The following is a 22,855-nucleotide window of genomic DNA, read 5'->3' on the forward strand; positions in this document are numbered from 1 at the left end:
CCTGGCGATGACCTGCTTCGACTTTCCGGCCCTGCACGTCACGGTGCGCGAACACCGCCTCCGGCTGGCCGAAATCGTGGGGCTGTTCGAAACCCTGGCCGGGATTCTGGCGCAGGTGCATTCCCTGGGCCTTATCCATCGCGATCTCAACCCCTCGAACATTCTCTTTGACCGCCGCACGGGAGAGGTGGCGCTGGTGGATTTCGGCTCCGCCATCGACATTCCGCTCCAGTCCGCCTCCGGGGTGGAGCCGGATACCGTGGAAGGGACGCTGCCGTACATGTCCCCGGAACAGACGGGCCGCATCAACCGTACCCTTGATTTTCGCACGGATTTCTATTCCTTCGGCGTCACTCTGTACGAGCTGCTCACCGGCCACCGACCCTTTGCCGGCGAGGATGCCGGGGCGATTATTCACAGCCACCTCGCGCTGACCCCGCCGGCACCGGCAGACGTGGATCCGGCCATCCCCCCCACCTTGTCCGCCCTGGTCATGAAGTGCCTGGCCAAGGACGCCGAGGACCGATACCAAAGCGCCCCGGGGCTGGTGGCGGATTTGCACCGCTGCCATGCCGCCCTGGAAACGCACGGGCAGATCCCTGACTTTGCCCTGGGCACGGCGGACGTGTTCGACCGGTTTCTGTTCCCCGAACGCATCGTGGGTCGCAGCCGGGAGCTGCAGCAGCTGCTCGGGCTGTACGAACAGATCAGCACTTCGGCCGCGGCAGTCCCCGGGGGTTCCCGAAGTGCCGTGGTCATGGTGGCCGGCGCTTCCGGGGTGGGCAAAACGTCCCTGGTCCGCGAGTTTGGGCGGGCCGTGGCAGCGCGCGGCGGCGTTGTCGTTTCGGGAAAGTATGATCAGTACAGCCGGGCCGTGCCCTTCTCCGGGCTCATCCAGGCGCTGTCCCAGCTTATCCGGCACATCCTGACCCTTGGGGACGCGGCCATCGCCGCCTGGAAGGCGCGCATCCTAAACGCCGTGGGGCAGAGCGGCCGCGTGTTGTGCGAGGTGATTCCCGAGCTGGAAACCCTGCTTGGCGAGCAGCCGCCCGTGGAAGTCCTGGATCCCGTGGAGGCCCGCACCCGCCTGGGCACGCTCTTCCGTCAGTTTCTGGCTGCCGTGGGCCGCCCGGAACGCCCGCTGGCCATTTTTCTGGATGACCTGCAGTGGATTGACGCCGCCAGCCTCTCCCTGCTGGAACTCATGGGCTCCATGCATGGCCTGGGCGAGGAGCACGCCATCCTGTGTATCGGGGCTTATCGGGACAACGAAGTCTCTGCCTCGCACCCGCTGGCCGTGACCCTGGAGGCCATGCGCAAACGCGAGGCCGTTTCCGGATCCATTGCGGAAGTTGTCGTGCCGCCGCTGGCAGAGGAGGATCTGCGGATCTATCTGGCGGAAATGTTCCACCTTTCAGAGGCGGATATGGCCTCGCTGGCAACGGCGCTGCACCAGAAGACTGCCGGCAATCCGCTGTTTTTCCGCACCCTCCTGACCTCCCTGCATCATGACGGGCACCTGCGCTTCGACGCCGTGGCCCGTCGCTGGACCTGGGACATGGCGGCCCTGGCGGTGATGCCCTATGCCGACAATGTGGTGGACGTGCTGCAGGTCCGCCTGGCTGGGCTGCCTGCGGAAAGCGTGGAGCTGCTGGGCCTGGGGGCCTGCCTGGGCAACCCGTTTTCCCTGGACCTCCTCACCGCCCTGAGCCGCCGCCCCCGGGTGGAGGTGGCCCGTGGGCTGGCCCCCGCGCTGGCCCTGGGCGTGCTGGCCTCCGCCCGCAAGGACGTGGAACTGTACGCGCAGCAGTCGGCGGATCAGCTTGAGGATATTGAATTCAGTTTCTGCCATGACCGTATCCAGCAGGCCGCCTATGCCCTGCTGGACGAAGCCGGCAGGCCGGCCCTGCATCTTGCGGCCGGCCGGTTGCTCCTGCGCCGTCTGACGCCGGAACAGGACGACGCCCGGCTGTTCGATGTCCTGGAGCACCTGCGCAAGGGGGCGGCCCTGCTGCATGCCCGACCGGAACACGAGCAGGAATTCCCGGAAACAGCCGACCCAGGGCCACAGTCGGGCCGGGGTTCACTGCAGGAACGGCTGCATGTCGCCTCCCTGGCCTTGCGGGCCGGACGCCGGGCCAAGCAGGCCACCGCCTTTGCGGACGCGGCGGAATTATTGGATTTTGCCCGGTCCCTGCTCCCGGCGTCCTCCTGGAGCACCCAGTATGCGCTGAGCCTGGAAGTCTTCCTGGAGCTGGCGCAAAGCCTCTACCTGGCCGGCCGGTACGACGAGGCCGAGGCCCGCAGCACGGACATCCTGGCCCATGCCCTGCATGATCGCGACCGGCTGCGTCTTTTCAACATCCAGGCCAAACAATACCATCATCAGGCCCGGTACCCCGAGGCCGTGGCCCTGGAACTCCGGGCCCTGGAGCTGCTGGGCGTGTCCATTCCCGAGGACCCCGCCGCCTTGTTTCCGCTGTTCCTGGCGGAAAAACAGCGCATTCACGAACTGCTGGAGCAACTGGCCGGCGGCGACCCCGCGGCACTGTATCACCGGCCCGAAATCGATGCCCCCAACCATGTGCTGACGCAGGAGATTTTGTTCGATCTCTTTGCGGACTCCTACCTCCTGGGCCGCGGTCTGGTCTGTGCTGTGGTCGCCGCCGTGCAGGCCCGGCTGGCCATGGAGTGCGGGAATTGCCACATGACTTCCGTGGCCTATATCCATTACGCTTGCACCCTGTGCGCCATGGGCCTGAGCGAGGCGGATTACCGCACCGGTCATGCCTTCGGCAGCGTGGCCGTGCGACTGGCAGAGCGGTACGCCGTCCCGGCATTGCAGAATTATGCCTATCACGTCTTTTCCCTGGCCGTGAACCATTGGGCCAACCCCCTGCGCGAAAGCCACGGCTACTGGTTCCAGGCCTCCCGCCTGGCGCTGGCCTCGGGCTCGCCGTATTCGGGGTACGTGTATCTGCAACTGGCCCATGTGCTGCTTGCCGCCGGGGCGTCCCTGGACGAGGTGGAGGCACAGGCTCGGCGGAGCCACGATTTTCTTGTCATGTCCGGCATGGAAGGCATTCTGACCCTCTTGCGGCTCATCGTGCTGCAGCCGGTGCGGCACCTGCGCGGCCAGACGCACGGCATGGGCACCCTGGATTCGGCAGACTCCCCGGATCTCCAGCCCGAAGAAGTGTTTGACACCGAAGCTTTGGCCGAACAGTTCCGCGAGCTGCCGTTCTTCCTGGGATCCTTGCGGTATTCCCAACTGCGGGTGGCCTGCCTGAGCGGCGAGCTGCCTGCCCCGGAAACCCTGCACAGCTGGATTGACGTGGTGGACGCCACCCAGCAGGGGCAGATCATGCTGGCGGACAGCTGGTTCTTCTATGTGCTGTGCCTGCTGGAACAGGCCTGGCAGCGCGGCGCATTGCCCGAGGAAGAGCAGACGGCGCGCATCGAAACCGGGCTGGGCAAGCTGCGGCTCTGGGCGGCCCTGTGCCCGGCCAACTTCCGGCACAAGCTGCTGCTGCTGGAGGCCGAACGGCTGGCAGTCCAGACGGCGGCCATGCGCGAGGCCGAGCCCGCGCTGGCGGCCGCGCTCGACACATACGACCAAGCCATTGATGCCGCACTGGAGGCCGGCTTTATCCAGGATGCCGCCCTGGCAGCGGAAAAGGCCGGCCGGTTCTGGGGCCGCCGGCACAAGCCGCACCTGGCCAAGGCCTACTTTGAACAGGCCCTGGCCTTTTATGCCCGCTGGGGCGCCAGGGGCATGGAACACCGCTTGCGCGAGACATACCAGTCCCTGCTGGCCGTGCTGTCCTTCCACTGCCCCGCCCCGCGGGCCATGGAAGGGGATTTTCTGCTGGAAACCACCTCCTCCACCGATGGCATCGGATCGCAGTCCTTTTCCGAAGGGGTGGATCTGCTCGCCGTCGTCAAGGCCACCCAGGCCGTGTCCCGGCACATGGTTCTGGACGATCTCGGCCGCGAGCTGACGGCCATTGCCACCGAGAATGCCGGCGCCACCAAGGGCGTGCTTATCCTCAACAAGGACGGTGCGTTCCTCGTCTCCAACGTGGTCCGGGCCGGAACCGTGGCCGCCCCGCAATGCGTCTTTCCGGCGGGCCAGCCCATCCACCAGTCCGCAGAAATCTCGCAGGCCGTGGTCAACTATGCCGTGCGTAGCGGCCGGCAAATCATCCTCAACGATATCGCCGGATTGGCCTCCTCCGGGCTGGCTCTGGGTGCAGATGCGAACCTGGCCGCGCTGTTCACCCAATGCCCGTATCTCCTGGAGCACAAGCCGGCCGCCCTATGTTGTCTGCCCATCGTGCTGCAGAAGGAAGTCCGCGGCCTGCTGTACCTGGAAAACGACGCCACCCCCGGCGCGTTTCGCAAGGAGCGGGTGCACATCCTGCACATCCTTGCCGCCCAGGCCGCCATTTCCATGGAGAACGCCAGAATCTATCAGGAACTTGGGGACATGAACCTCAACCTGGAATCCCTTGTGCGCGCCAGGACCCAGGAATTGCAGGAAAAACACGAGGAGCTTAACACCAAGAACCGGGAGCTGTACCGCCTTTCCACCACGGACCAGCTCACCGGCGCGTACAACCGTCGCAGCATTGAGGAACGACTTGGCCGGGAGCTGGAGCGCTGCCGGGAGGGCGGGCATTCCCTGGCCATCATCCTCCTGGACGTGGACCACTTCAAACGCGTCAACGATACCTACGGGCACAACGTGGGCGATGCCGTGCTGGCTCAGGTGGCCGCCACCCTGGCCAACAACGTGCGCAGCACCGACCTCTTCGGCCGCTGGGGCGGGGAGGAGTTTCTGGTGGTGATATCGGAATTCGTGCATAACGCGCTCCCCTTTGCCGAGCGGCTGCGCAAATCCCTGGAAGAGAACCCGCACCCCGTGGCAGGCTGCATGACCGCCAGCATGGGCCTGGCCATATACCGTTCGGGGGAGACGAGTTCACAGCTCGTCAGCCGGGCGGACGCGGCGCTGTACCGCGCCAAGCAACAGGGGCGCAACCGGGTGGAACTGGCCGACTGACCCCACCTGCGCACGTCCACACCGTAACCCAGGACCAAGGAGCTGCCATGAGCAGGCGCATGTTGTTTGTCCTGTCCGGCCACGCCACCATGGGCGGCGGCAAGCCGGCGGGCTGCTATTTTCCCGAACTGGTGCATCCCTTGTACGTCATGCAGGAACGCGGGCTTGCGGTGGACTTCACCACCCCCGGCGAGCAGGGCCCGGCCCTGACGCAGACCGATTTCAACGACCCGGTACAGATCCGGCTGCTCATGGACCGCCAGGCCATGGATCGCATCCTCGCCGCCCCCCTGCCGCAGACCGTGGATGCCGAACAGTACGACGGCATCTTCTTTACCGGCGGCCACGGCGGGCTGTATGACTTCCCGGACAACCCGCACCTCATCGCCATTGCGGAAAACATCTGGGCCCGCGGCGGCGTCGTCTCGGCCATGTGCCATGGCCCGGCCGGGCTGCTCAATCTCAAGGATGCTTCCGGGGAATTCCTGATCCAGGACCAGCCCGTGACCTGCTTCAGCCGCGCGGAAGAAGTGACCTTCGGCGTGCTCCTGGACGCGCCTTATGTGCTGGAGGACAAGCTCCAGGCCCGCGGCGCCCGCTATTGCTGCTATGGCGTCAACCAGGGCTTCATCACCTCCGGACGGGGAGGGCGGCTGCTCACCGGGCAGAACTGGTATTCCTCCCAACTGGTGGCCGAAGCGGTGGCCACTGCCGTGCTCGCCGGGTAATCGTCCAGGCGCCCGAGCGCCCAATCACAGGCCAGGCCGGGGCGTCACTCCCGCAGGGTGATTGTCAGGGAAGGTGCGGTGTTACGCAACTGCGCGAGGAGATCTTCCGCAAACATCACCGGCCCGGCTGCAGCCAGTTCCGCATCGGCGCAGCCCTGGGGGCGGAAGGCCTGCAGGGACCAGCGCAACGGCCCGAAAGCGCCGAGTTCCCCGGCCAGGGCCAGCAGGGCCGCCTCGTCAAGCAGGGCCGGATGCCAGGTGGTGCGGACCTCGAAGGCAACGCCGCTGCGCTGCAGCAGCTCCAGGCTGGCAAAGGCCGGCTCCGCGCTGCCGGGGCGGCCGGTGATGCGGTCGTACAGCGCGCGCGGGGCTTTGATGTCCAGGCCCACCCAGTTGCAACGCGGCAGCAGGGCCGCCAGCGCCTCCGGGAACATGCCCGCGGTGTGCAGCCCAAGGCGAAAGCCCAGGGCCCGGACCTCGGCCATGGCCTGCCGCAAGGCCGGCTGACGGGTCGGCTCGCCACCGGAAAAGACCACCGCATCCAGAATTCCCCGCCGGCTGCCCAGCCAGGCCAAGCACTCGGCCCAGCTGAGGGTGCCGACAGCGCCAGCGCCGGAGGCCAGGCCTGCCGCATGCGTCGGATTTGTCGGCTGATGATTCGGCTGCAGGGCCGCGTTGTGGCAGTAGGGGCAGCGCCAGGGGCAGCCCTGGCAGAAGAGCACCGCCGCCAGTGCGCCAGGGGTGTCCGGGTCGGCGTAATCCAGGGTGGACAGGGGCGCCAGTCCGCCGATGTTCAGGCTGGCCGCTTCATTGAAGGGCTGGCGCTCCTGTCCTGGTGTCGCAGGTTCGATCACAGCGCCGCGGGCTCGGCAAAACAGACGCGCTCGTCATACTCGCCCTGTTTGCCGATGTTGAAGGCCGATTTGGGACGGTAATAGCCCATGACCCGGGTCCAGATCTCGCAGGCCTGTTCCCGGCCTTCGGCGGCGCAGCGCGGGCAGCTGGCGTGCTCGCCGGTCAGGTAGCCGTGCACGTCGCAAATGGAAAAGGTAGGCGTGACGGTAATGTACGGCAGGGCAAAGCGGGAGAGCGCCCGCCGCACCAGGGCCTTGCAAGCCTCCACGCTGGAGACGCGCTCGCCCAGGTACAGGTGCAGCACCGTGCCGCCAGTGTACTTGCGCTGCAGGGTCTCCTGCCGGGCCAGAGCCTCGAAGGGATCGTCCGTAAAGCCCACGGGCAGCTGGGAGGAGTTGGTATAATAGGGCTTTTCCGAAGTGCCCGCCTGGAGGATGCCGGGGAAGCGTTTGCGGTCTTCCTTGGCAAAACGATAGGTGGTGCCTTCGGCCGGGGTGGCTTCCAGGTTGTACAGATGGCCGGTTTCTTCCTGGAATTCGGTCATGCGCTCCCGGACATGATCCAGCAGCCGCACGGCCAGGGCATAGCCGGCTGGGGTGGTGATGTCCTCGGCATCATTGGTGAAGTTGCGGACCATCTCATTGAGGCCGTTGACGCCGATGGTGGAGAAGTGGTTGCGCAGGGAGCCGAGGTAGCGCTTGGTGTATGGGAACAGCCCGGCGTCCATGCGCCGGCTGATCTCCTTGCGTTTGATCTCCAGGCTGGTCTTGGCAATGTCCAGCAGGGCATCCAGGCGGGCGAGCAGGGCGGCTTCGTCCCCACGGTGCATGTAGCCCAGCCGGGCGCAGTTGATGGTCACCACGCCCACGGACCCGGTCTGCTCGGCGCTGCCAAAGAGCCCGTTGCCGCGCTTGAGCAGCTCGCGCAGGTCCAGCTGCAGCCGGCAGCACATGGAACGGACCATGTTCGGTTCCAGATCGGAATTCACGAAGTTCTGGAAATACGGCAGGCCGTATTTGGCTGTCATTTCAAACAAAATATCCACGTTGGGCGATTCCCAGGGGAAATCCTTGGTGATGTTGTACGTGGGGATGGGGAAGGTGAACACGCGGCCCTTGGCGTCCCCGGCGGTCATGACCTCGATGTACGCCCGGTTGATCATGTCCATCTCGTACTGCAACTCGCCGTAGGTAAAAGACATTTCCTCCCCGCCAATCACGGGACGCTGGCCGGCCAGATCCTCGGGGCAGGTCCAGTCGAAGGTCAGGTTGGTGAAGGGCGTCTGCGTGCCCCAGCGCGAGGGGACGTTCAAGTTATAGATAAGCTCCTGGATACACTGGCGAACCTGGTCATACTCCAGGGCGTCCTTGCGGATGAAGGGCGCCATGTAGGTATCAAAGGAGGAAAAGGCCTGCGCGCCGGCCCATTCGTTTTGCAAGGTCCCGAGAAAGTTGACGATTTGCCCAACAGCACTGGAAAGGTGCCGGGGCGGGTTGGCCTCCACCTTGTCCGGCACGCCGTTCAGGCCTTCCTGCAGCAGGGTGCGCAGGGACCAGCCGGCGCAGTAGCCGGCCAGCATGTCCAGGTCGTGGATATGCAGATCGCCTTCGCGGTGGGCCATGCCCACTTCAGGCGGGTACACGTGGCTCAGCCAGTAATTGGCCACCACCTTGCCGGAAACATTGAGGATCAGCCCGCCAAGGGAATAGCCCTGATTGGCATTGGCGGCCACGCGCCAGTCCTGCCGGTCCAGGTATTCATTGACCGAGGCGGCCACGTCCACCACGGTTTTCCGGTCCTGCCGCAGGCGTGCGCGCTGGTCCCGGTAGACGGAATAGGCGCGCATGGTCTGGAAATGATTGGCCGAAATAAGGACCTGTTCCACCACATCCTGAATGCGTTCGATATCCGGAATCTGCCCGGCAAAACGGTGGGAAAGGACCTTGACGGCCTGGGCGGTCAGCAGCCGGGCCTCGGTATCGTCAAACTCGCCCGTGGCCGCGCCGGCCCGGCGGATGGCAAAAAAGATCTTGTCCGCATCAAAGCCCACCACGGCGCCATCGCGCTTGCGAATGCGCGCAGGCACAGCCGCAGCCACACGGGGCGAGGCAGGAGGGGTGACGGATGGAAACAGCGGCTCCAGGGAGCCGTCGGAACTCAGTTCGGCGCAAGGCATCGGTTCCCGCATGGCATACTCCGCGATGCCGCCGCACTGCGCGGCATCGTCATGGAACCGAGGAAAGGAGGGCCTCCGGACGCAAACCAACGCGCCGGATGGCCGGGCCGCCTTCCCTCGAGGCTCCCAGTGGGTGCGTCCGCAAACGGGCGTTGCAGACGGCGCTGGCAGGTTTTCGGACTTGCGAACAAGCCGGCCGCAGGGCCGGGGGCCTACTGTCCGCCGCTTCCCAGGCCCAAAGCCCAGTGCCTATGGCGGGGGTTGTTTTCGCTCACCGCTGCGGGGCAGCCCCGGATTTACACCGGGTTCCCTCTTGCCGCCGTCCCAGAAGGACAGGCGCCAGCACAGCCCTGATATACGTCCGGAGATGCGCTCAAGTCAACTCAGCTCAACAAAATTTGACTTCTGTCAACGGATCCCAACAGATGTCACGCTTGACCAACTGAAATTTGACTGGCTCCCTCCTTGTGATAGGATGATCCGGCAGCGAGCCTCCGCGCGATCCCCGCGCCAGCCTTGGATAAACGGGAGGAGCAACACATGCAGCCACACATGAAGCTTCCACACCATGGCCGGGGCATGCGGACAATCCTGATGGAATTTTTCACCAAACACATTGGACTTGTTGCGTTTATTTTTTTGCTTGCCACGGGCGGGCCGGCGGCCGCGGCGGCCGGACAGGACTGCTACCGCAACAGCCGCTTTGGCTACGAGCTGTGCCTTCCGGCCGGGGCGCTCACTGCCCGGCCCGAGGCGGACAACGGCGACGGCCGCCGCTTTCTTGCACCGGATGGGGGCATCGAACTGCTGGTCTGGGCCGCGCACAACGCCCTGGACGAGACCCTGCCCCAGGCCTATGCCCAGGCCCGGCAGGAGGACGGCCTGCAGGTGACCTATCACACCACCAAAAAGGATTGGTTCGTGGTGTCCGGGTATCTGAACGGCCGGATTCTCTACCAAAAGACCTGGTTGCGGCAGGACGTCTTCTATTCCATTCGCCTTGTGTACGACGCCGCCCGCAAGGCCGAGGTGGATCCCCTGCTACAGCGGGCGCTGGAGGGCTTTCATTTCTAGGGTGATGTCCGGGCGCGATCTTGCGGCTATTGAGGCGGCGGGGCAACGCCGGCCCTGGCAAAAATCTCGGCAGCAGGCAAGCCGTCCGGCAGCGGCTGCGTGGCGTTGGGCAGGCGGAAGAAGACCACCTCGCCATCGGCGCGGACCACTGCGGGCGGCGCTCCCGTCAGATCCTCCAGAGAGGTCACCAGAGCGGTGGCGTTGTCCGCGTAGCCCCGGCGGTCCACATACACCCCGGCAAACCCCAGACGCTGCAGCACCTCCAGCTGACGCGGCAGAGGCTCCCGGGCCAGGGCGCGGTAAAAGAGGTCGCCTTCGCGGCCCCGGATGCCGGCGTAGCTCCAGCGCAGGGTGCTCGAGTGCAGATATCCCGCCGCTAGGTCATAGGTTTCCAGCCGTTCCAAGGAAGGCTGCTCCGGAAATGGCATGTACGGCAGCTGATACACCGCGCTGCCCGGCGGCAGCTGGGCTTCAATGGATTGGATAAAGGCCTGCTCCTGCCGAAAAGCCTGGGCGGTCGCATTGATCTGGCCTGCAAAGGAGGGAAGGGTCTGATCCCACAGCCCGACGCGAAGCAGCAGCACCGCCAGCAAGGCCATGACCAGCCGGGCCCGCAGCGGGGAAAGCCAGCGTTCGCAGGCCAGCTGCAGCACCAGCAGCAGCGTGAACAACGCCCCAAAGGCCATGAAAATACTGATGCGGTTCCAGCTGCGCAACATGGGTGAGACAAAGGCCGAGAACATCGCCCCCAGGCCGCCGACTGTCCCGAACAGGAACAGGACCAGACCAAACACGCTCATGAGCCGCAGCCGGCGTTCCAGTGCGCCGCCTGCAGCGATGACAAGCAGATGCCAGAGGGACAACAGGAACCCTGCCGCACCCACAAGGCCCAGGGTGGCAGAGGTGTTCTCGTTGATCAGCGGCCGGGTTATGTTGTATGCTTTATTGTAATAGTTGAAAAAAAACAGCCGGTGATTCTCGCGCGGCAGCAGCAGCTGCATCATCTTGAAGCCCAGATACTCGGATTCCGCCGCATGCCGGGCCGCCACTTCCGGGTTGGGGCCGTGGAGCAGGTGATACCAGATTGAGGGCGCGACATTGAGAAACACCCCGCCGGCCACGGCGGCGCAGTACAGGCCGGCCCGGACCAGGGGTGCGGCGCGGCCGGTCTGAACCCAGCCCGCAATGCCCCCCACGGCCAGCAGGATGACCCCGAAAAAGGCGTAATACACGCCGAACGAGGCCGCGGCGACCAGCACCGCCAGCAGGGGCCAGCCCGGGCCGGCCCGCCACCGCCAGCGCCGGCCCTCGTCCCCGGCAGCGCTGGCTACCACGGCGGCATAAAAGAAGATCGGCGCCACAAAATACCAGGTCAGAAAAATATGCCCCAGCCGCTGGGCATGGTAGGTCGCCATGGCATAAAGCACGGCCAGGGCCAGACTCAGGGCCTGCCGCAAGCCCAGCAGGCGGGCCACCAGATAGGCCGCCAGAAAGACCGCCGGGTAGCTCAGCAGGTAATACAGGTTCATGGCGCCGTACCAGGTGCCGGTGCACCAGCCCAGGGCCTTGATGATCAGCAGATTGCCGCTGTCCGAGCCGGGGTAGTCGAAGAAGGCGGATCCAAAGGGATAACCGCTGCGTGGATTCTCGAAAATCCATCCTTCCATGGCCCGCTGGGAGAGCCAGGCGTGGCTCAGGCCGTCGCCGGTGTACACGTATGGGAAGCTCAGTTCCGGCACAAACATGGCGGACTTGCCGCTGGTGAACATGCCGGCCATGACGAACACAGCCAGGCTGCCGATAAGCAGCGCCCACCAGTCCTGACGCAGGCAGGCGCGCAGGGATTCCGACCCCATGCGCCAGGGCACGCCGCTCCCGGGGCCGGAAGCGCCGGCGGTATCACCGTGATCATGGGGTGTCGCAGAACGGCGCATGCTCTCTCCAAAGCCGGGCGAAGGCCAGGCGCACAGGGGTCAAAAAGGGCGGAAATGGCCAGGGGCGCGGCGGGCAGGCTCAGCTTCGGGAAGCATCCGGCTGCAGCGTCCCGAACTCGGCCATGAACGCGTCGAAACTGCGGACATAATCCGCCGGATCATACGGCAGGGAGGCGTACACGGCCAGGATGGCATCTGCCGAAAAATTGTACTGCGTACCCCAGACGCCGGGGCGCATGTGCAGGCCCCAGTCCGGCGCGTCCAGGCAGACTTCCGCAGAGCTGGCGCCATCGTTGACCACCACATGCACCGTGCCAGAAATGGCGATCAGGAATTGCTCGCAGGCCCGGTGCGCGTGCTCGCCGCGGACCTTGTCGTTGGGCACGTTGTGTACGAAAAACTGCCGCACCGGCACAAAGGGCAGCTCCTTGCCGAACTCCACGGTCATGAGTCCGCCGCGCAGATCCTTGAATACCGGCAGCGGGCACAGGCTGCAGCCGCCCACGCCCAGCGCCACGGGCTCGCGGGGGGCGCTGGTGGCAGGGCTGTCCGGCAGCCTGTGCAGGGGCAGGGAACTCTTACGCTCCTCGCCGGGACCGCCAGAAGCGTAGCCCATGATCCGGGCCGGATTGCCATAGACGATGGCATTGGGGGGGACGCTGCGGGTCACCACGCTGCCCGCGCCGATAAAGGCGTTGCGGCCGATGGTCAGCCCGGGCAGGATGGTGGCGTTTGCGCCGATGGACGCCCCGGCCTCCACCACGGTGGGCAGAAAGGCCTGCGGCCGCATGCGGGAGCGGGGCCGTTTGTCATTGGTAAAGGTGACATTCGGGCCGACAAAGACGTCATCCCCCAGGCGCACCCCGTCCCAGAGCTGCACGCCGCATTTGATGGTCACCCGGTCGCCAACCTGCACGTCATTTTCAAGAAAGACATGGTCACAAAGGTTGCAATCCGCCCCGACCACGGCGCCGGGCAGCACATGGGCAAAGGCCCAGACCCGGGTGCGGGGGCCAATGGCCTGGCTTTCGCACAGGGCCTGCGGATGGATAAAGGGCGCGTCACTCACGGGAGGCTCCTTGCTGCCCGGACTCTGCCTGAGGATGCACAAGGTGCAACGCCGTGAGCGAGAGCGGGCGTCGCTTGGTGTTCTCGAAGGCCCGCCAGAGATAGCAGCCTATGAGCCCCTGTGTCAGCAGGATGCTGAACCCGAGAAACAGCAGGGTGAACATGATGGCCAGATAGCCGGGCACATGGATGAGGCCGAGCAGCCAGGCCACAAGCTCCACAAGACCCAGCAGCACCGTGAACACCAGCCCGGCCAGCCCCACGCCCAGGGCCACGCGGATGGGCAGATCGGAAAAGGAAAAGATGCTGTCCAGCATGTACGTCAGGCGTTTCTTCAGCTTCCAGGCGCTCTTGCCATGCTGCCGGGCCTGGCGGGCATAGGGCACGAACACCCGTCTGTACCCCACCCAGAACAGCTGCGCCACCAGGGAGCTGTTGTTCTCCTGAAGCTGCAACAGCGCATCGCGCACCACGGTGTTGCAGCCGAAGATATCCACTCCGCCGGGGGGCATGTCCGGCAGCACAAAACGCCGGTACAGTGTCCAGAAGGTGTTGGAAAGCAGCGCGCTCCATCGGGAATCCTGGCGGCCGGTCCGCTGGCCACAGACGAGATCCACCGTGCCCGAGTCCAGCAGGGCGAAGAACTGGAGGATCAGTTCCGGCGGTTCCTGCAGATCCGCAGCCATGACGGCCATGCTCCTGCCCCTGGCGGCCTCCAGCCCGCGACGGATGGCCGTGAATGCGCCAAAATTGCGGGAAAGAGCAATGAGTTGAGCCGCATAGGGCAGCTGCGGCAGCTGCGCCTGCAAAAGCTCCAGGGACTTGTCCGGAGAGCCGTCCACCACAAAAACCACTTCCATGGCCGGGACGGCAGCCGCCAGATCCGCCAGCGCCGCCAGCAGCGAAGGGATATTGGCCTCGTTGCCGTAGACGGGAATCACCAACGAATGCAACACCGCGTCCCCGGCTCCGGAGAGCGGGGCGGCGCTATTGCCGGAGGAATCGGGCAAGGACATCGCAGACATGGTCCACCTCTTGCGCGGTCATTTCCGCGTAGCAGGGCAGCGTCAGAATCTCCGCCAGGGCGCGGCGGCTTTCGGACAGATCGTGCACCACCATGGGCAGGCCCTGCTGGCTGGCCTGATCGGGATCCAGCCGGGGATACATCACCGCCGAGGCCACGCCCGCCTCAGCCAGAAACGCCTGCAGCGCATCGCGCCGCGGATGGCGGCACACGGCCAGATGCCCGACAAAGCCCGCCGTGGCCGGGCCCACAAAAGGCAGGGCCGGGGAGACCGCGGCGTACCGCTGCACAATGGCCCGGCGTGCGGCGTTCCAGGCGTCCACATACGGCAGCTTGACCCGCAACACCGCAGCCTGCACGGCGTCCAGTCGGCTGTTGCGGCCCATGGGGGTCACGGAATCATAACGCGTCTGCCAGCCGTACTGGGCCAGGCGCTGCAGACGCAGGCGTAGGTGTTCGTGCCGCGTGCCCACAAAGCCGCCATCGCCCATGGCCCCAAGGTTTTTGGTGGGGTAAAAGCTGAAGCAGGCCAGATCGCCCATGGACCCGCAGCGCGCGCCATCGTGCAAGGCGCCGTGGGCCTGGGCGCAGTCTTCCACAATGGCCACGTCCTGACGGCCCATGGCATCGAGCCCGGCGCGCAGGGCCGGCACATCCAGGGGGATGCCATACAGATGCGTGGCCACCACGGCGCGGGTGCGCGGGGTCACGGCGGCCAGGGCCGCGGGGATGTGCATCACCAGTTCGGGCGTCACATCCACATACACCGGCGTGAGCCCGGCAAGCCGACAGGCCGTGGTGGTGTACCCGCCGGCGTTGGCCACGGTGACGACCTCCGCCGCGGCGCCAGACGAAGACGCGGCCGTGCCGGGTTGATCCTCCAGACAGCGCAAGGCCAGCTCCAGGGCGTCCGTGCCATTGGCCACGCACACCCCGCCGGGCAGATCGCACCAGGCGGCAAACTCCCTGGTAAAGGTGTCCACCTCTTCGCCGCCGATCCACCAGCCGCTTTCCAGAACACGCAGGACGGCGGCGTCCAGCGCCTGCTTGTGCGCCCGGTACTGACGGCCGGGCTCGTTCATGGCGAGTTTCATGGCATCCTTAAGAGTGGATAAGAGACCCCGTTCCGGGGAAAAAGGTGACAAGGTGCTCAGAAGCAAGCAGATTGGCGCGCTGCCGCACCGCTCCAGGGGCGCCCCCCACCCCGTGGCTGCGCAATCGTTAATGCGTCTTTACAAATCATCGACAAGGCATGCAAGTAGGGAAAGCACCGGGGGTGATGTAAGAATAGCACCTTTGATATCAACTGACAGACCGTCAAAAATAAATATTCTGCGCTCTAAGTTGACAGGATGGGTGGGGCAGGGGTGGTGTTAATTTAGGGTACATGCATATTTGTCACTAAGATGCCCGCCATGTGGCCGAATCAAGTCGAGCGCCCTGGTGATGGGGGCACGGCGCAGAAGAAGCCTTGACCTTTTTACGACTGTTCCACTATGGATAAGATAATTTGGCGATTCAACCAAGTATATTTCTAAAAAAACGAGCCTGGAGGCCGCCATGGCTGCACAAAAATCCCTGTCCTTCCTGGATCGCTTCCTGACCCTGTGGATCTTCCTGGCCATGGCCCTGGGGGTGGGGGCGGGGTGGCTGATGCCGTGGATCAAGGACGTCATCAACTTCTTTTCCATCGGCACCACGAACATTCCCATCGCCATCGGGCTCATTGTCATGATGTATCCGCCCCTGGCCAAGGTGCGGTATGAAGAGCTGCCGCGAGTCTTCAAAGATGTGCGGGTATTGGGATTGTCCCTCGTCCAGAACTGGATCGTCGGGCCAGTCCTGATGTTCCTGCTGGCCATCCTGTTTTTGTCCGGCCATCACGAATACATGGTGGGGCTGATCCTCATTGGACTGGCGCGTTGCATTGCCATGGTCATCGTCTGGAACGATCTGGCCGAGGGGGACTGCGACTATTGCGCCGGGCTGGTGGCCTTCAACTCCATCTTTCAGGTGCTGTTCTTTTCCGCGTATGCCTGGTTCTTCATCACCGTGCTGCCGGGCGCCATTGGGTTGAAAGGCGAGCTGGTGGACATTTCCATGGGCCAGGTGGCCACTTCGGTGTTCATCTATCTGGGCATCCCCTTCATCGCCGGGGTTGTCACGCGCATCTGGGGCCTGAAAAAGCGCGGCAAGGACTGGTACGAGCAGGAGTTCATTCCGCGCATCAGCCCCTTCACCCTCATTTTCCTGTTGTTTACCATTGTGGTCATGTTCTCTTTCAAGGGCGACAAGATCGTGGAGCTGCCCTTTGACGTGCTGCGCATCGCCATTCCGCTGTGTGTGTATTTTGTGGTGATGTTCCTGGCGTCCTTCTGGATGTCCTGGAAGGTGGGCGCGAACTATGAGCAGGCCACCACGCTTTCCTTCACCGCAGCCTCCAATAACTTCGAGTTGGCCATCGCCGTGGCCATTGCCGTGTTTGGCATCGACTCCGGGGTGGCCTTCGCCGCGGTCATCGGGCCGCTGGTGGAGGTGCCGGTGCTGATCTCCCTGGTGCACGTGGCCTTTTATATCCGCCGGAAATACTTCCCCAACGCCGTCCAGACCCCGATCGGCGTGTGCCACGTGCGTTGCGAGGCGGGGAAGTAGAAAGGAGTGGGAAAAGACATGAAGGCGGGGGAACTGAGTTCCCCCGCGCCCCCTCCAGTGGGGGAAAGGAGGAGATGGTGAAGAAGACGAGGATATTGTTTCTGTGCACCGGAAATTCCTGCCGCAGCCAGATGGCCGAGGGCTGGGCCAGGGCCTTGAAGGGCGAGGCGCTGGACGTCGCCTCCGCCGGCATCGTCCGGCATGGCCTGAATCCCCGGGCCGTGCAGGCCATGGCCGAGGCCGGGGTGGACATTTCCTGGCAGACTTCCAAGACCATCGACGACCTGCCGAGTCTGGACTTCGACTGGATCATCACCCTCTGCGGCCACGCCAATGAGAGCTGCCCCATGGTCTTTGGCCCGGCCAAACGGCTGCATGTGGGATTTGACGACCCACCCGCCCTGGCCGCCAAGAGTGAAAAGGACGCTGTCACCGAAGCGGAAGCCATGGCCCCCTACCGCCGGGTACGTGACGAAATCCGGGCGTTTGTGGAAGGGCTCCCTGCTTCCCTGGACGGGCCGCAAGCGGACTGAAGCGTCGTTCTCCTTTTTTATTGACGGGAATATGAAGCGCGGGTAGATTCTGTCCTTGGCGATTTTGCCAAATAGCGTGCGAGATACACCCCTGCCGTACGCGCGGCTTTTTTTTGACTCAGTACTTGGCCGGTTCGCCAAATGTAGAACTCAGGAGTCCCCATGTTCTGGAAGCATGAATGGAAGGCCCTGGCGGGCATTGCCGCCGTGTTCTTGGCCTGCTTCTATCTGCCGGTGGGCACGCCGCGGTTTGATGGCGCGCTGCTGGAGGCCTTGCAGCTGGTCAAATGGTACGCCCAGGAGCACGTGCTGCTGTGCCTGGTGCCGGCGTTTTTCATCGCCGGGGCCATCGGGGTGTTTGTCAGTCAGGCCGCGGTGATGAAGTATCTCGGCCCCACGGCCAACAAGGTCTGCGCCTACGGCGTGGCCGCCTGTTCCGGCACGGTGCTGGCCGTGTGTTCCTGCACCATTCTGCCATTGTTTGCCGGCATTTACCGCATGGGCGCGGGCCTGGGGCCGGCCTCGGCGTTTTTGTATTCCGGCCCGGCCATCAACATCCTGGCTATCATCCTCACGGCGCGCATTCTGGGTCCGCAGCTGGGTCTGGCCCGGGCCGCGGGGGCGGTGGTCTTCAGTGTGCTCATCGGCCTGGCCATGCACCTGATCTACCGCAGGGAAGAGTGTGAAAAGGTGGCCCAGATGGCGGCCATGCCCGTGCCCGAGACGCGGCCCCTGTGGCAGACGGTCCTGTATTTCGCCAGCATGATCGGCGTGTTGGTCTTCGCCAACTGGGGCAAGCCGGCGGAAGCCGAGGGCCTGTGGGCGACCATTCACGGGGCCAAGTGGGCCATCACCGCGGCCTGCGCCCTGGGCTTTGCGGCCACGCTGGTGGCCTGGTTCGGGGCCAGGGTCTGGCAGGTGGCCGCCGCGGCCGCGCCTGCCATCGTCCTGGGGATTGCCCTGCCCGGTGAGCCGCAACTGGCCTTTGTGGCCGGGGTGGTGGGCTTGTCCGTCCTGGCCAGCACCCGTCCGGAAGACGACGAGTTGCGGGACTGGTTCGGCCAGAGCTGGGGATTCGCCAAACAGATCATGCCCTTGCTGCTGTACGGCGTGCTCGTTGCCGGCCTGCTCCTGGGCCGGCCGGGCCACGAGGGCCTGATTCCCTCGGACTGGGTGGCCCAGGCCGTGGGCGGCAACTCCCTGCGGGCCAACTTCATCGCCTCCTTTGCCGGCGCGTTCATGTATTTCGCCACGTTGACGGAAGTGCCCATCCTCCAGGGGCTCATCGGCAGCGGCATGGGCCAGGGGCCGGCCCTGGCGCTCCTGCTGGCCGGCCCGGCCCTGAGCCTGCCCAGCATGCTGGTGATTCGCAGCGTCATGGGCACGCAAAAAACGGCCGTGTTCGTCTTGCTGGTCATCGTCATGGCCACGGTGAGCGGCCTGTTGTATGGATATATCGTCAACTAATCCGAGGTTATCATGAAACAGATCAAGGTGTTGGGCCCTGGCTGCCCCAAGTGCGAGAAGTTGAAGAAGGACGTGGAAGCCGCCGCCGCCGAGCTGGGCATCCAGTACGAACTGGAAAAGGTCAGCGAGCTGCAGCAGATCATGCAGTACGGCGTCATGGTCACCCCTGCCCTGGTGGTGGACGGCGAAGTCAAGGTGGTGGGCAAGGTTCCTTCCATGACCGAGCTGAAGAAGTTCCTTTCCTCATAACATACAAGGAGAATCACGTGACGGCCCAAGCCTCTTCCCCCTGCGGCTGCGCCTGCAGCGCCGGGCCCAAACTGGTGTTTGCCTGCTCCGGCGCGGCCGATGTAGGCGCCCTGCCGATCAGGCCGCCCGGCTCATGACCCGCGAAGGCACGGGCAAGATGTTCTGCCTGGCAGGCGTGGGCGGTCGGGTGTCCGGCATCCTGAAAACCACCGAAGCCGCGGCAGAGATCCTCGCCATCGACGGCTGCCCCCTCAACTGCGTGCAAAAGACCCTCCAGGAGGCCGGCTTCACCGCCTTCAAGCACATGCAACTGACGGAAATGGGCTTCAAAAAGGGCGAAACGCCCGTGGAAGACGCCGCCATCCGCCGCGTGGCCGATGCCGCAGCAGCCTTGTTGGGGACCCAGGCATGATCCGCCGCGCCGGCTGGTGTGTTGCCTGGCTGCTGCTGATGGCGTCCCTGGCCTTTGCCCAGGCGCCGCAGGTGCCCACGCCGGGCATGGTAACCATGGTGGATCTCGGGGCCAAAAAATGCATCCCCTGCAAGATGATGGCCCCCATCCTTGAGGCGTTGGAAAAGGAGTATGACGGCCGTGCGGCCATTGTCTTCATCGACGTCTGGGAGAACCCCAACGAGGCCGACAAGTTTGACCTGCGCTCCATCCCCACGCAGATCTTCTATGATGCCGAGGGCAGGGAACGCTGGCGGCACATCGGCTTTCTGGAAAAGGCTTTCATCGAAGCCAAGCTCAAGGAACTGGGCGTGCAGTGATGTTTGACCAGCTGTTTCTGACCATCCACCAATGGATCACCGGCAGCGGCGAATCGGCGGTGCTTGTCGGCGCGGCCGGGTCGTTCCTGTGGGGTGTGGTCAGCGTGCTCTTCAGCCCCTGCCATCTGGCCTCCATCCCCCTCATTGTGGCCTATGTGGGCGGGCAGGAACAGGCCGTGGAGGGCCGGCAGGCGGCGTGGTACGCCGGACTGTTCACCGTGGGCCTGTTCCTGACCATCGCCGCCGTGGGCGTGGTCGGGGCCATGCTGGGGCGGATGATGGGGGATGTGGGGCCGTACTGGACCATTCTTGTCGGGGCCATCCTGCTTTGGGTGGCCGCGGACATGCTGGGCGTGGCCGGGTGCTCCATGGCCAGCGGCATGGGCGGGCTGACCTCCCGCTTCAAGCTGCGCGGGGCCGGCGGGGCCTTTCTGCTGGGATTGGCCTACGGCATTCTTTCGGGATCGTGCACCTTTGGCTTTATCGCGCCCATCCTGGCCATCATCACCGTGCAGGAACAGCTGGCCACGGGGCTTGTGTACATCCTGCTCTTTGGCGTGGGGCATGCCATCCCCATCGCCATTGCCGGCAGCTCCACGGCCATGGTCAAGCGCCTGCTCTCCAGCGGTCCTGGCAGCAGGGCGGTCTGGTCTTCCGCCGCGGGGCCGGCGTGCTCATCGGCCTGCTGGGATTGTATTTTGTGGCGCAACCGTTTGTGACCACATAAGTTCAAACTGAACTCAGGCGGCCCTGCGGGTACTTCTTGCGGGTTCAGAACGACGGGGGCAGTGCTTCGCCATCCTGTTTTCCCCGCAGTTTTTGGCGGGCATTGACAGGGGCAATCGCATCATCCTCAATCCTGCCGGCACAGACATACTGGCGGCCGCAGGTTAGCCCCGGGCGCGGCCAAGGAATCGCGCAGCGACCATGGTGACGTCGTCTTCCAGGGGCATGCCCCGGGTGTGCTGCAGCAGGGCCGATTCCAGGGCCTCGACTATGCCCTGGGCTCCGTGCGGGGCTCCGCTGCGCAGGGCCGCTTCCATGCGCTCCCAGCCGAACATGGTTCCATGACCATGGCCGTCCAGAGCTTCCCGCAGCCCGTCCGAGGACAGGCAAATACAGTCTCCCGGTTCCAGGGGCAGGGCGGATTCCTCAAATTCCGCCGAGAGTTCCGCCCCGAGCACCATGCCCTTGCCGCCGAGGCGGATAATCTCTCCCGTGGCAGCCCGCCAGAGCAGGCCGGGATCCTGGCCGGCCCGCACCCAGCGCAACTCTTCCTTTGCAACATCCAGACAGCAGAGCATAAAGGTCATGAAGCGGCCGGAGTCCCAGAGATCCTCACACAGCAACACATTGAGATCAGAAACTATTTCCAAGATGCTCCCCGGACGGGTGGCCCGCATGCGCACCATGCCGCGCACCGAAGCCATCAGCAGCGCCGCCTCCACGCCATGCCCGGACACGTCGCCGAGGGCCAGTTGCAGTCGATCATCCGCACCATAGGGAATGATATAATCGTAGTAATCACCGCCCACGGCATGGGAGGGGAGGCAGCGCCCCGCAAGCTCAAGGCCCGGCATCTCCGGGGGGGTCTTGGGAAGCAGCAGCGCTTGCACCTCCCGGGCCATGTTCAGGGGGCGTTCCTCCTCGGTCATGTCCGTCACAAAAACGAAGTGCCCGGCCGGCTTGCCGTCATGGTCCCGCAGTCTGGTCCCGTGGATCATCACCGGCACGGAGGTGCCATCCGGCCTGATGATCACGGCGCGGAAATGGCGTTGGTCCTGGCGAATAAAGGTCCGCCTGCGCACGGCCAGCATGGCCTGGGTGGCCTTGTCGAAAAAGCTCCAGGGATGCCGCCCCACAAGCTGGGACTTGGAACGGCCCATGAGGGTCACGAGCGCGTCGTTCACCTGGGTGATTTTCAGGGCCTCGTCCATAAGGAAAAAGCCCTCTCCCGCCAGCTCGATAATACGGCGGCATTCCGCCAGCCGTTCTTCGGGGGAAACACCGGGGCAGATCGGGCTGAACGTGTGGCCTTGGGGTCGTTCCTCGTCGTGCATCATGACATCCCATACAACAATGGCACCGCAGGTTGCACGGTATCACACCCGTCCCCGGCCGGCCGGCTTGCTGTTCCACAGGGTTTTGTTGCTTCCACAAGATAAGTCCCTGCGTAAAAGACGCAACCCTGCTCGCCAGCAGGACGGCCAGGGGGCCGCAGGAACTCTGCCTTATGCTGCATCCACAGGGTTTGGCGGATCATGCTCCCTGAAAAAGGGCAGGCGAAAACAACACTGAGCTTCAGGGATATTCCACTACTCGCAATTATCCATTTAGTGAGACGCCTGTCAACTTGTTGGCCGTGCAGCAGCCGGTACAGGCCCTGGCGCTTTGCCCGGTGGCCTGCGCGTTGTGCAGTGCGCCCAATGTGGCGGCGACTTCTGCTGGACATACCTCCCAGGCTGTGCTTTTCTTTTCAGGCTGTTGGAAGCTCACGCCAACGAGCAGGCAGGAGGTGCGCAGGTGAAGCTGTCTGTGGTGATTCCCTGCTACAACGAATGTGCCACCATTGAAAAAGTGCTGGATGCCGTTGCGGCGTCGCCGTATCCGGACAAGGAAATCATCGTGGTGGATGACTGCTCCACCGATGGCACCCGGGAACTGTTGCGGCACCACCTCGCGAGCAAGGCGCAGCGGGTGCTGTTTCATGATCATAACCAAGGCAAAGGCGCGGCCCTGCGTACCGGGTTTGCCGCCGCCACCGGGGAGATAGTGATCGTCCAGGATGCCGACCTGGAATATGACCCCAACGAATATCCGCTGTTGCTAGCGCCTATTCTGGAAGGCCGGGCGGATGTGGTCTACGGCTCTCGGTTCATGGGCGCCGGCCCGCACCGGGTGCTGTATTTCTGGCACCGCGTGGGCAATGGCATCCTGACTTTTTGTTCCAACATGTTCACCAATCTCAACCTCACGGACATGGAGACCTGCTTCAAGGCGTTTCGGCGGGAGCTGTTGCAAGCCATCACCATCGAGGAAGACCGCTTCGGCTTTGAACCGGAAATCACGGCCAAGATTTCGCGCCGGATTAACGGGCGCCTGCCCCGGGTGTATGAGGTGGGCATCTCATACTACGGCCGAACCTACGACGAAGGCAAAAAGATCGGCTGGCGTGATGGCGTTCGTGCCATCTACTGCATCCTCAAATACAATTTGCGGCAATGAAACGCGATAACTCCGGCCAGTCATGGCCATTTTT

17 protein-coding genes, 1 pseudogene and 1 riboswitch are annotated in these 22,855 nt (G+C 64.3%); of the genes and pseudogenes, 11 read left to right on the plus strand and 7 right to left on the minus strand.

Annotated elements, in window-relative coordinates; all coding sequences use genetic code 11:
* Together ACYQ00_RS20510 and ACYQ00_RS20515 are read left to right on the plus strand one after the other, a co-directional pair.
* Positions 1-5,065 (plus strand): diguanylate cyclase (locus ACYQ00_RS20510; RefSeq protein WP_460033914.1); only part of this gene is annotated, 5,065 nt, incomplete at its 5' end.
* Positions 5,066-5,112: 47 nt separating this feature from the next.
* A complete protein-coding gene (locus ACYQ00_RS20515) occupies positions 5,113-5,793 on the plus strand; it encodes a type 1 glutamine amidotransferase domain-containing protein (protein WP_460033915.1) in 681 nt (226 codons plus the stop codon).
* A gap of 44 nt (positions 5,794-5,837) precedes the next feature.
* Here the strand turns inward: ACYQ00_RS20515 and ACYQ00_RS20520 are convergent, their stop codons facing one another.
* Both ACYQ00_RS20520 and ACYQ00_RS20525 read right to left on the minus strand, forming a co-directional pair.
* Positions 5,838-6,647 carry an anaerobic ribonucleoside-triphosphate reductase activating protein gene (locus ACYQ00_RS20520; protein WP_460033916.1) on the minus strand — a complete coding sequence of 270 codons (810 nt, stop codon included), beginning with the start codon at positions 6,645-6,647 and terminating at the stop codon, positions 5,838-5,840.
* Positions 6,644-8,836, minus strand: a complete 2,193-nt coding sequence (locus ACYQ00_RS20525) for a ribonucleoside triphosphate reductase (protein ID WP_460033917.1) — start codon at positions 8,834-8,836, stop codon at positions 6,644-6,646. Before ACYQ00_RS20525 ends, ACYQ00_RS20520 begins: the two co-directional genes overlap by 4 nt.
* Before the next feature lie 137 nt (positions 8,837-8,973).
* Positions 8,974-9,183, minus strand: a riboswitch (cobalamin riboswitch).
* Positions 9,184-9,364: 181 nt separating this feature from the next.
* Between ACYQ00_RS20525 and ACYQ00_RS20530 the strand changes: the two genes are divergently transcribed.
* Positions 9,365-9,898 (plus strand): hypothetical protein, encoded by a 534-nt coding sequence (locus ACYQ00_RS20530; RefSeq protein WP_460033918.1) that lies wholly within the window; start codon positions 9,365-9,367, stop codon positions 9,896-9,898.
* 26 nt (positions 9,899-9,924) lie between these two features.
* On the opposite strand, the gene ACYQ00_RS20535 is transcribed toward ACYQ00_RS20530, so the two are convergent.
* The 4 genes from ACYQ00_RS20535 to ACYQ00_RS20550 all read right to left on the minus strand — a co-directional run bounded on the left by ACYQ00_RS20535 (position 9,925) and on the right by ACYQ00_RS20550 (position 15,018).
* Positions 9,925-11,832 (minus strand): hypothetical protein, encoded by a 1,908-nt coding sequence (locus tag ACYQ00_RS20535; RefSeq protein WP_460033919.1) that lies wholly within the window; start codon positions 11,830-11,832, stop codon positions 9,925-9,927.
* A 79-nt stretch (positions 11,833-11,911) separates the two neighbouring features.
* The gene (locus ACYQ00_RS20540) at positions 11,912-12,901 is read right to left on the minus strand and encodes a WxcM-like domain-containing protein (RefSeq protein WP_460033920.1); all 990 of its coding nucleotides are present in this window, start codon (positions 12,899-12,901) and stop codon (positions 11,912-11,914) included.
* Positions 12,894-13,925 carry a glycosyltransferase gene (locus tag ACYQ00_RS20545; protein WP_460033921.1) on the minus strand — a complete coding sequence of 344 codons (1,032 nt, stop codon included), beginning with the start codon at positions 13,923-13,925 and terminating at the stop codon, positions 12,894-12,896. The genes ACYQ00_RS20540 and ACYQ00_RS20545 overlap by 8 nt, the downstream gene beginning before the upstream one ends.
* On the minus strand, positions 13,888-15,018 hold the full coding sequence (locus tag ACYQ00_RS20550) for a DegT/DnrJ/EryC1/StrS family aminotransferase (RefSeq protein ID WP_460033922.1): 1,131 nt from the start codon (positions 15,016-15,018) through the stop codon (positions 13,888-13,890). The genes ACYQ00_RS20545 and ACYQ00_RS20550 overlap by 38 nt, the downstream gene beginning before the upstream one ends.
* Before the next feature lie 466 nt (positions 15,019-15,484).
* Between ACYQ00_RS20550 and arsB the strand changes: the two genes are divergently transcribed.
* The 7 genes and pseudogenes from arsB (at position 15,485) to ACYQ00_RS20585 (ending at position 20,323) form a co-directional block, all read left to right on the plus strand.
* Positions 15,485-16,576: an ACR3 family arsenite efflux transporter gene (gene arsB / locus ACYQ00_RS20555; RefSeq protein ID WP_460033923.1), complete on the plus strand. Its 1,092-nt coding sequence runs from the start codon at positions 15,485-15,487 to the stop codon at positions 16,574-16,576.
* 77 nt (positions 16,577-16,653) lie between these two features.
* Complete coding sequence (locus tag ACYQ00_RS20560; protein WP_460033957.1) at positions 16,654-17,109, plus strand: arsenate reductase ArsC; 456 nt, start codon at positions 16,654-16,656, stop codon at positions 17,107-17,109.
* A gap of 162 nt (positions 17,110-17,271) precedes the next feature.
* Positions 17,272-18,576 carry a permease gene (locus tag ACYQ00_RS20565; RefSeq protein ID WP_460033924.1) on the plus strand — a complete coding sequence of 435 codons (1,305 nt, stop codon included), beginning with the start codon at positions 17,272-17,274 and terminating at the stop codon, positions 18,574-18,576.
* A 12-nt stretch (positions 18,577-18,588) separates the two neighbouring features.
* Positions 18,589-18,825, plus strand: coding sequence for a thioredoxin family protein (locus ACYQ00_RS20570; RefSeq protein WP_460033925.1), 237 nt, complete (start codon positions 18,589-18,591; stop codon positions 18,823-18,825).
* A 133-nt stretch (positions 18,826-18,958) separates the two neighbouring features.
* Positions 18,959-19,237, plus strand: a complete 279-nt coding sequence (locus tag ACYQ00_RS20575) for a putative zinc-binding protein (RefSeq protein WP_460033926.1) — start codon at positions 18,959-18,961, stop codon at positions 19,235-19,237.
* The gene (locus tag ACYQ00_RS20580) at positions 19,234-19,596 is read left to right on the plus strand and encodes a thioredoxin family protein (protein WP_460033927.1); all 363 of its coding nucleotides are present in this window, start codon (positions 19,234-19,236) and stop codon (positions 19,594-19,596) included. The genes ACYQ00_RS20575 and ACYQ00_RS20580 overlap by 4 nt, the downstream gene beginning before the upstream one ends.
* Positions 19,596-20,323 (plus strand): annotated as a pseudogene (locus tag ACYQ00_RS20585) (cytochrome c biogenesis CcdA family protein). The gene ACYQ00_RS20580 and the pseudogene ACYQ00_RS20585 overlap by 1 nt, the downstream one beginning before the upstream one ends.
* Before the next feature lie 163 nt (positions 20,324-20,486).
* Here the strand turns inward: ACYQ00_RS20585 and ACYQ00_RS20590 are convergent.
* Positions 20,487-21,659: a SpoIIE family protein phosphatase gene (locus ACYQ00_RS20590; RefSeq protein ID WP_460033928.1), complete on the minus strand. Its 1,173-nt coding sequence runs from the start codon at positions 21,657-21,659 to the stop codon at positions 20,487-20,489.
* A 460-nt stretch (positions 21,660-22,119) separates the two neighbouring features.
* On the opposite strand from ACYQ00_RS20590, the gene ACYQ00_RS20595 reads away from it, so the two are divergent.
* On the plus strand, positions 22,120-22,821 hold the full coding sequence (locus ACYQ00_RS20595; RefSeq protein WP_460033929.1) for a glycosyltransferase family 2 protein: 702 nt from the start codon (positions 22,120-22,122) through the stop codon (positions 22,819-22,821).
* The last annotated feature ends 34 nt before the right edge of the window (positions 22,822-22,855 follow it).

The organism is Megalodesulfovibrio paquesii, assembly GCF_054653055.1.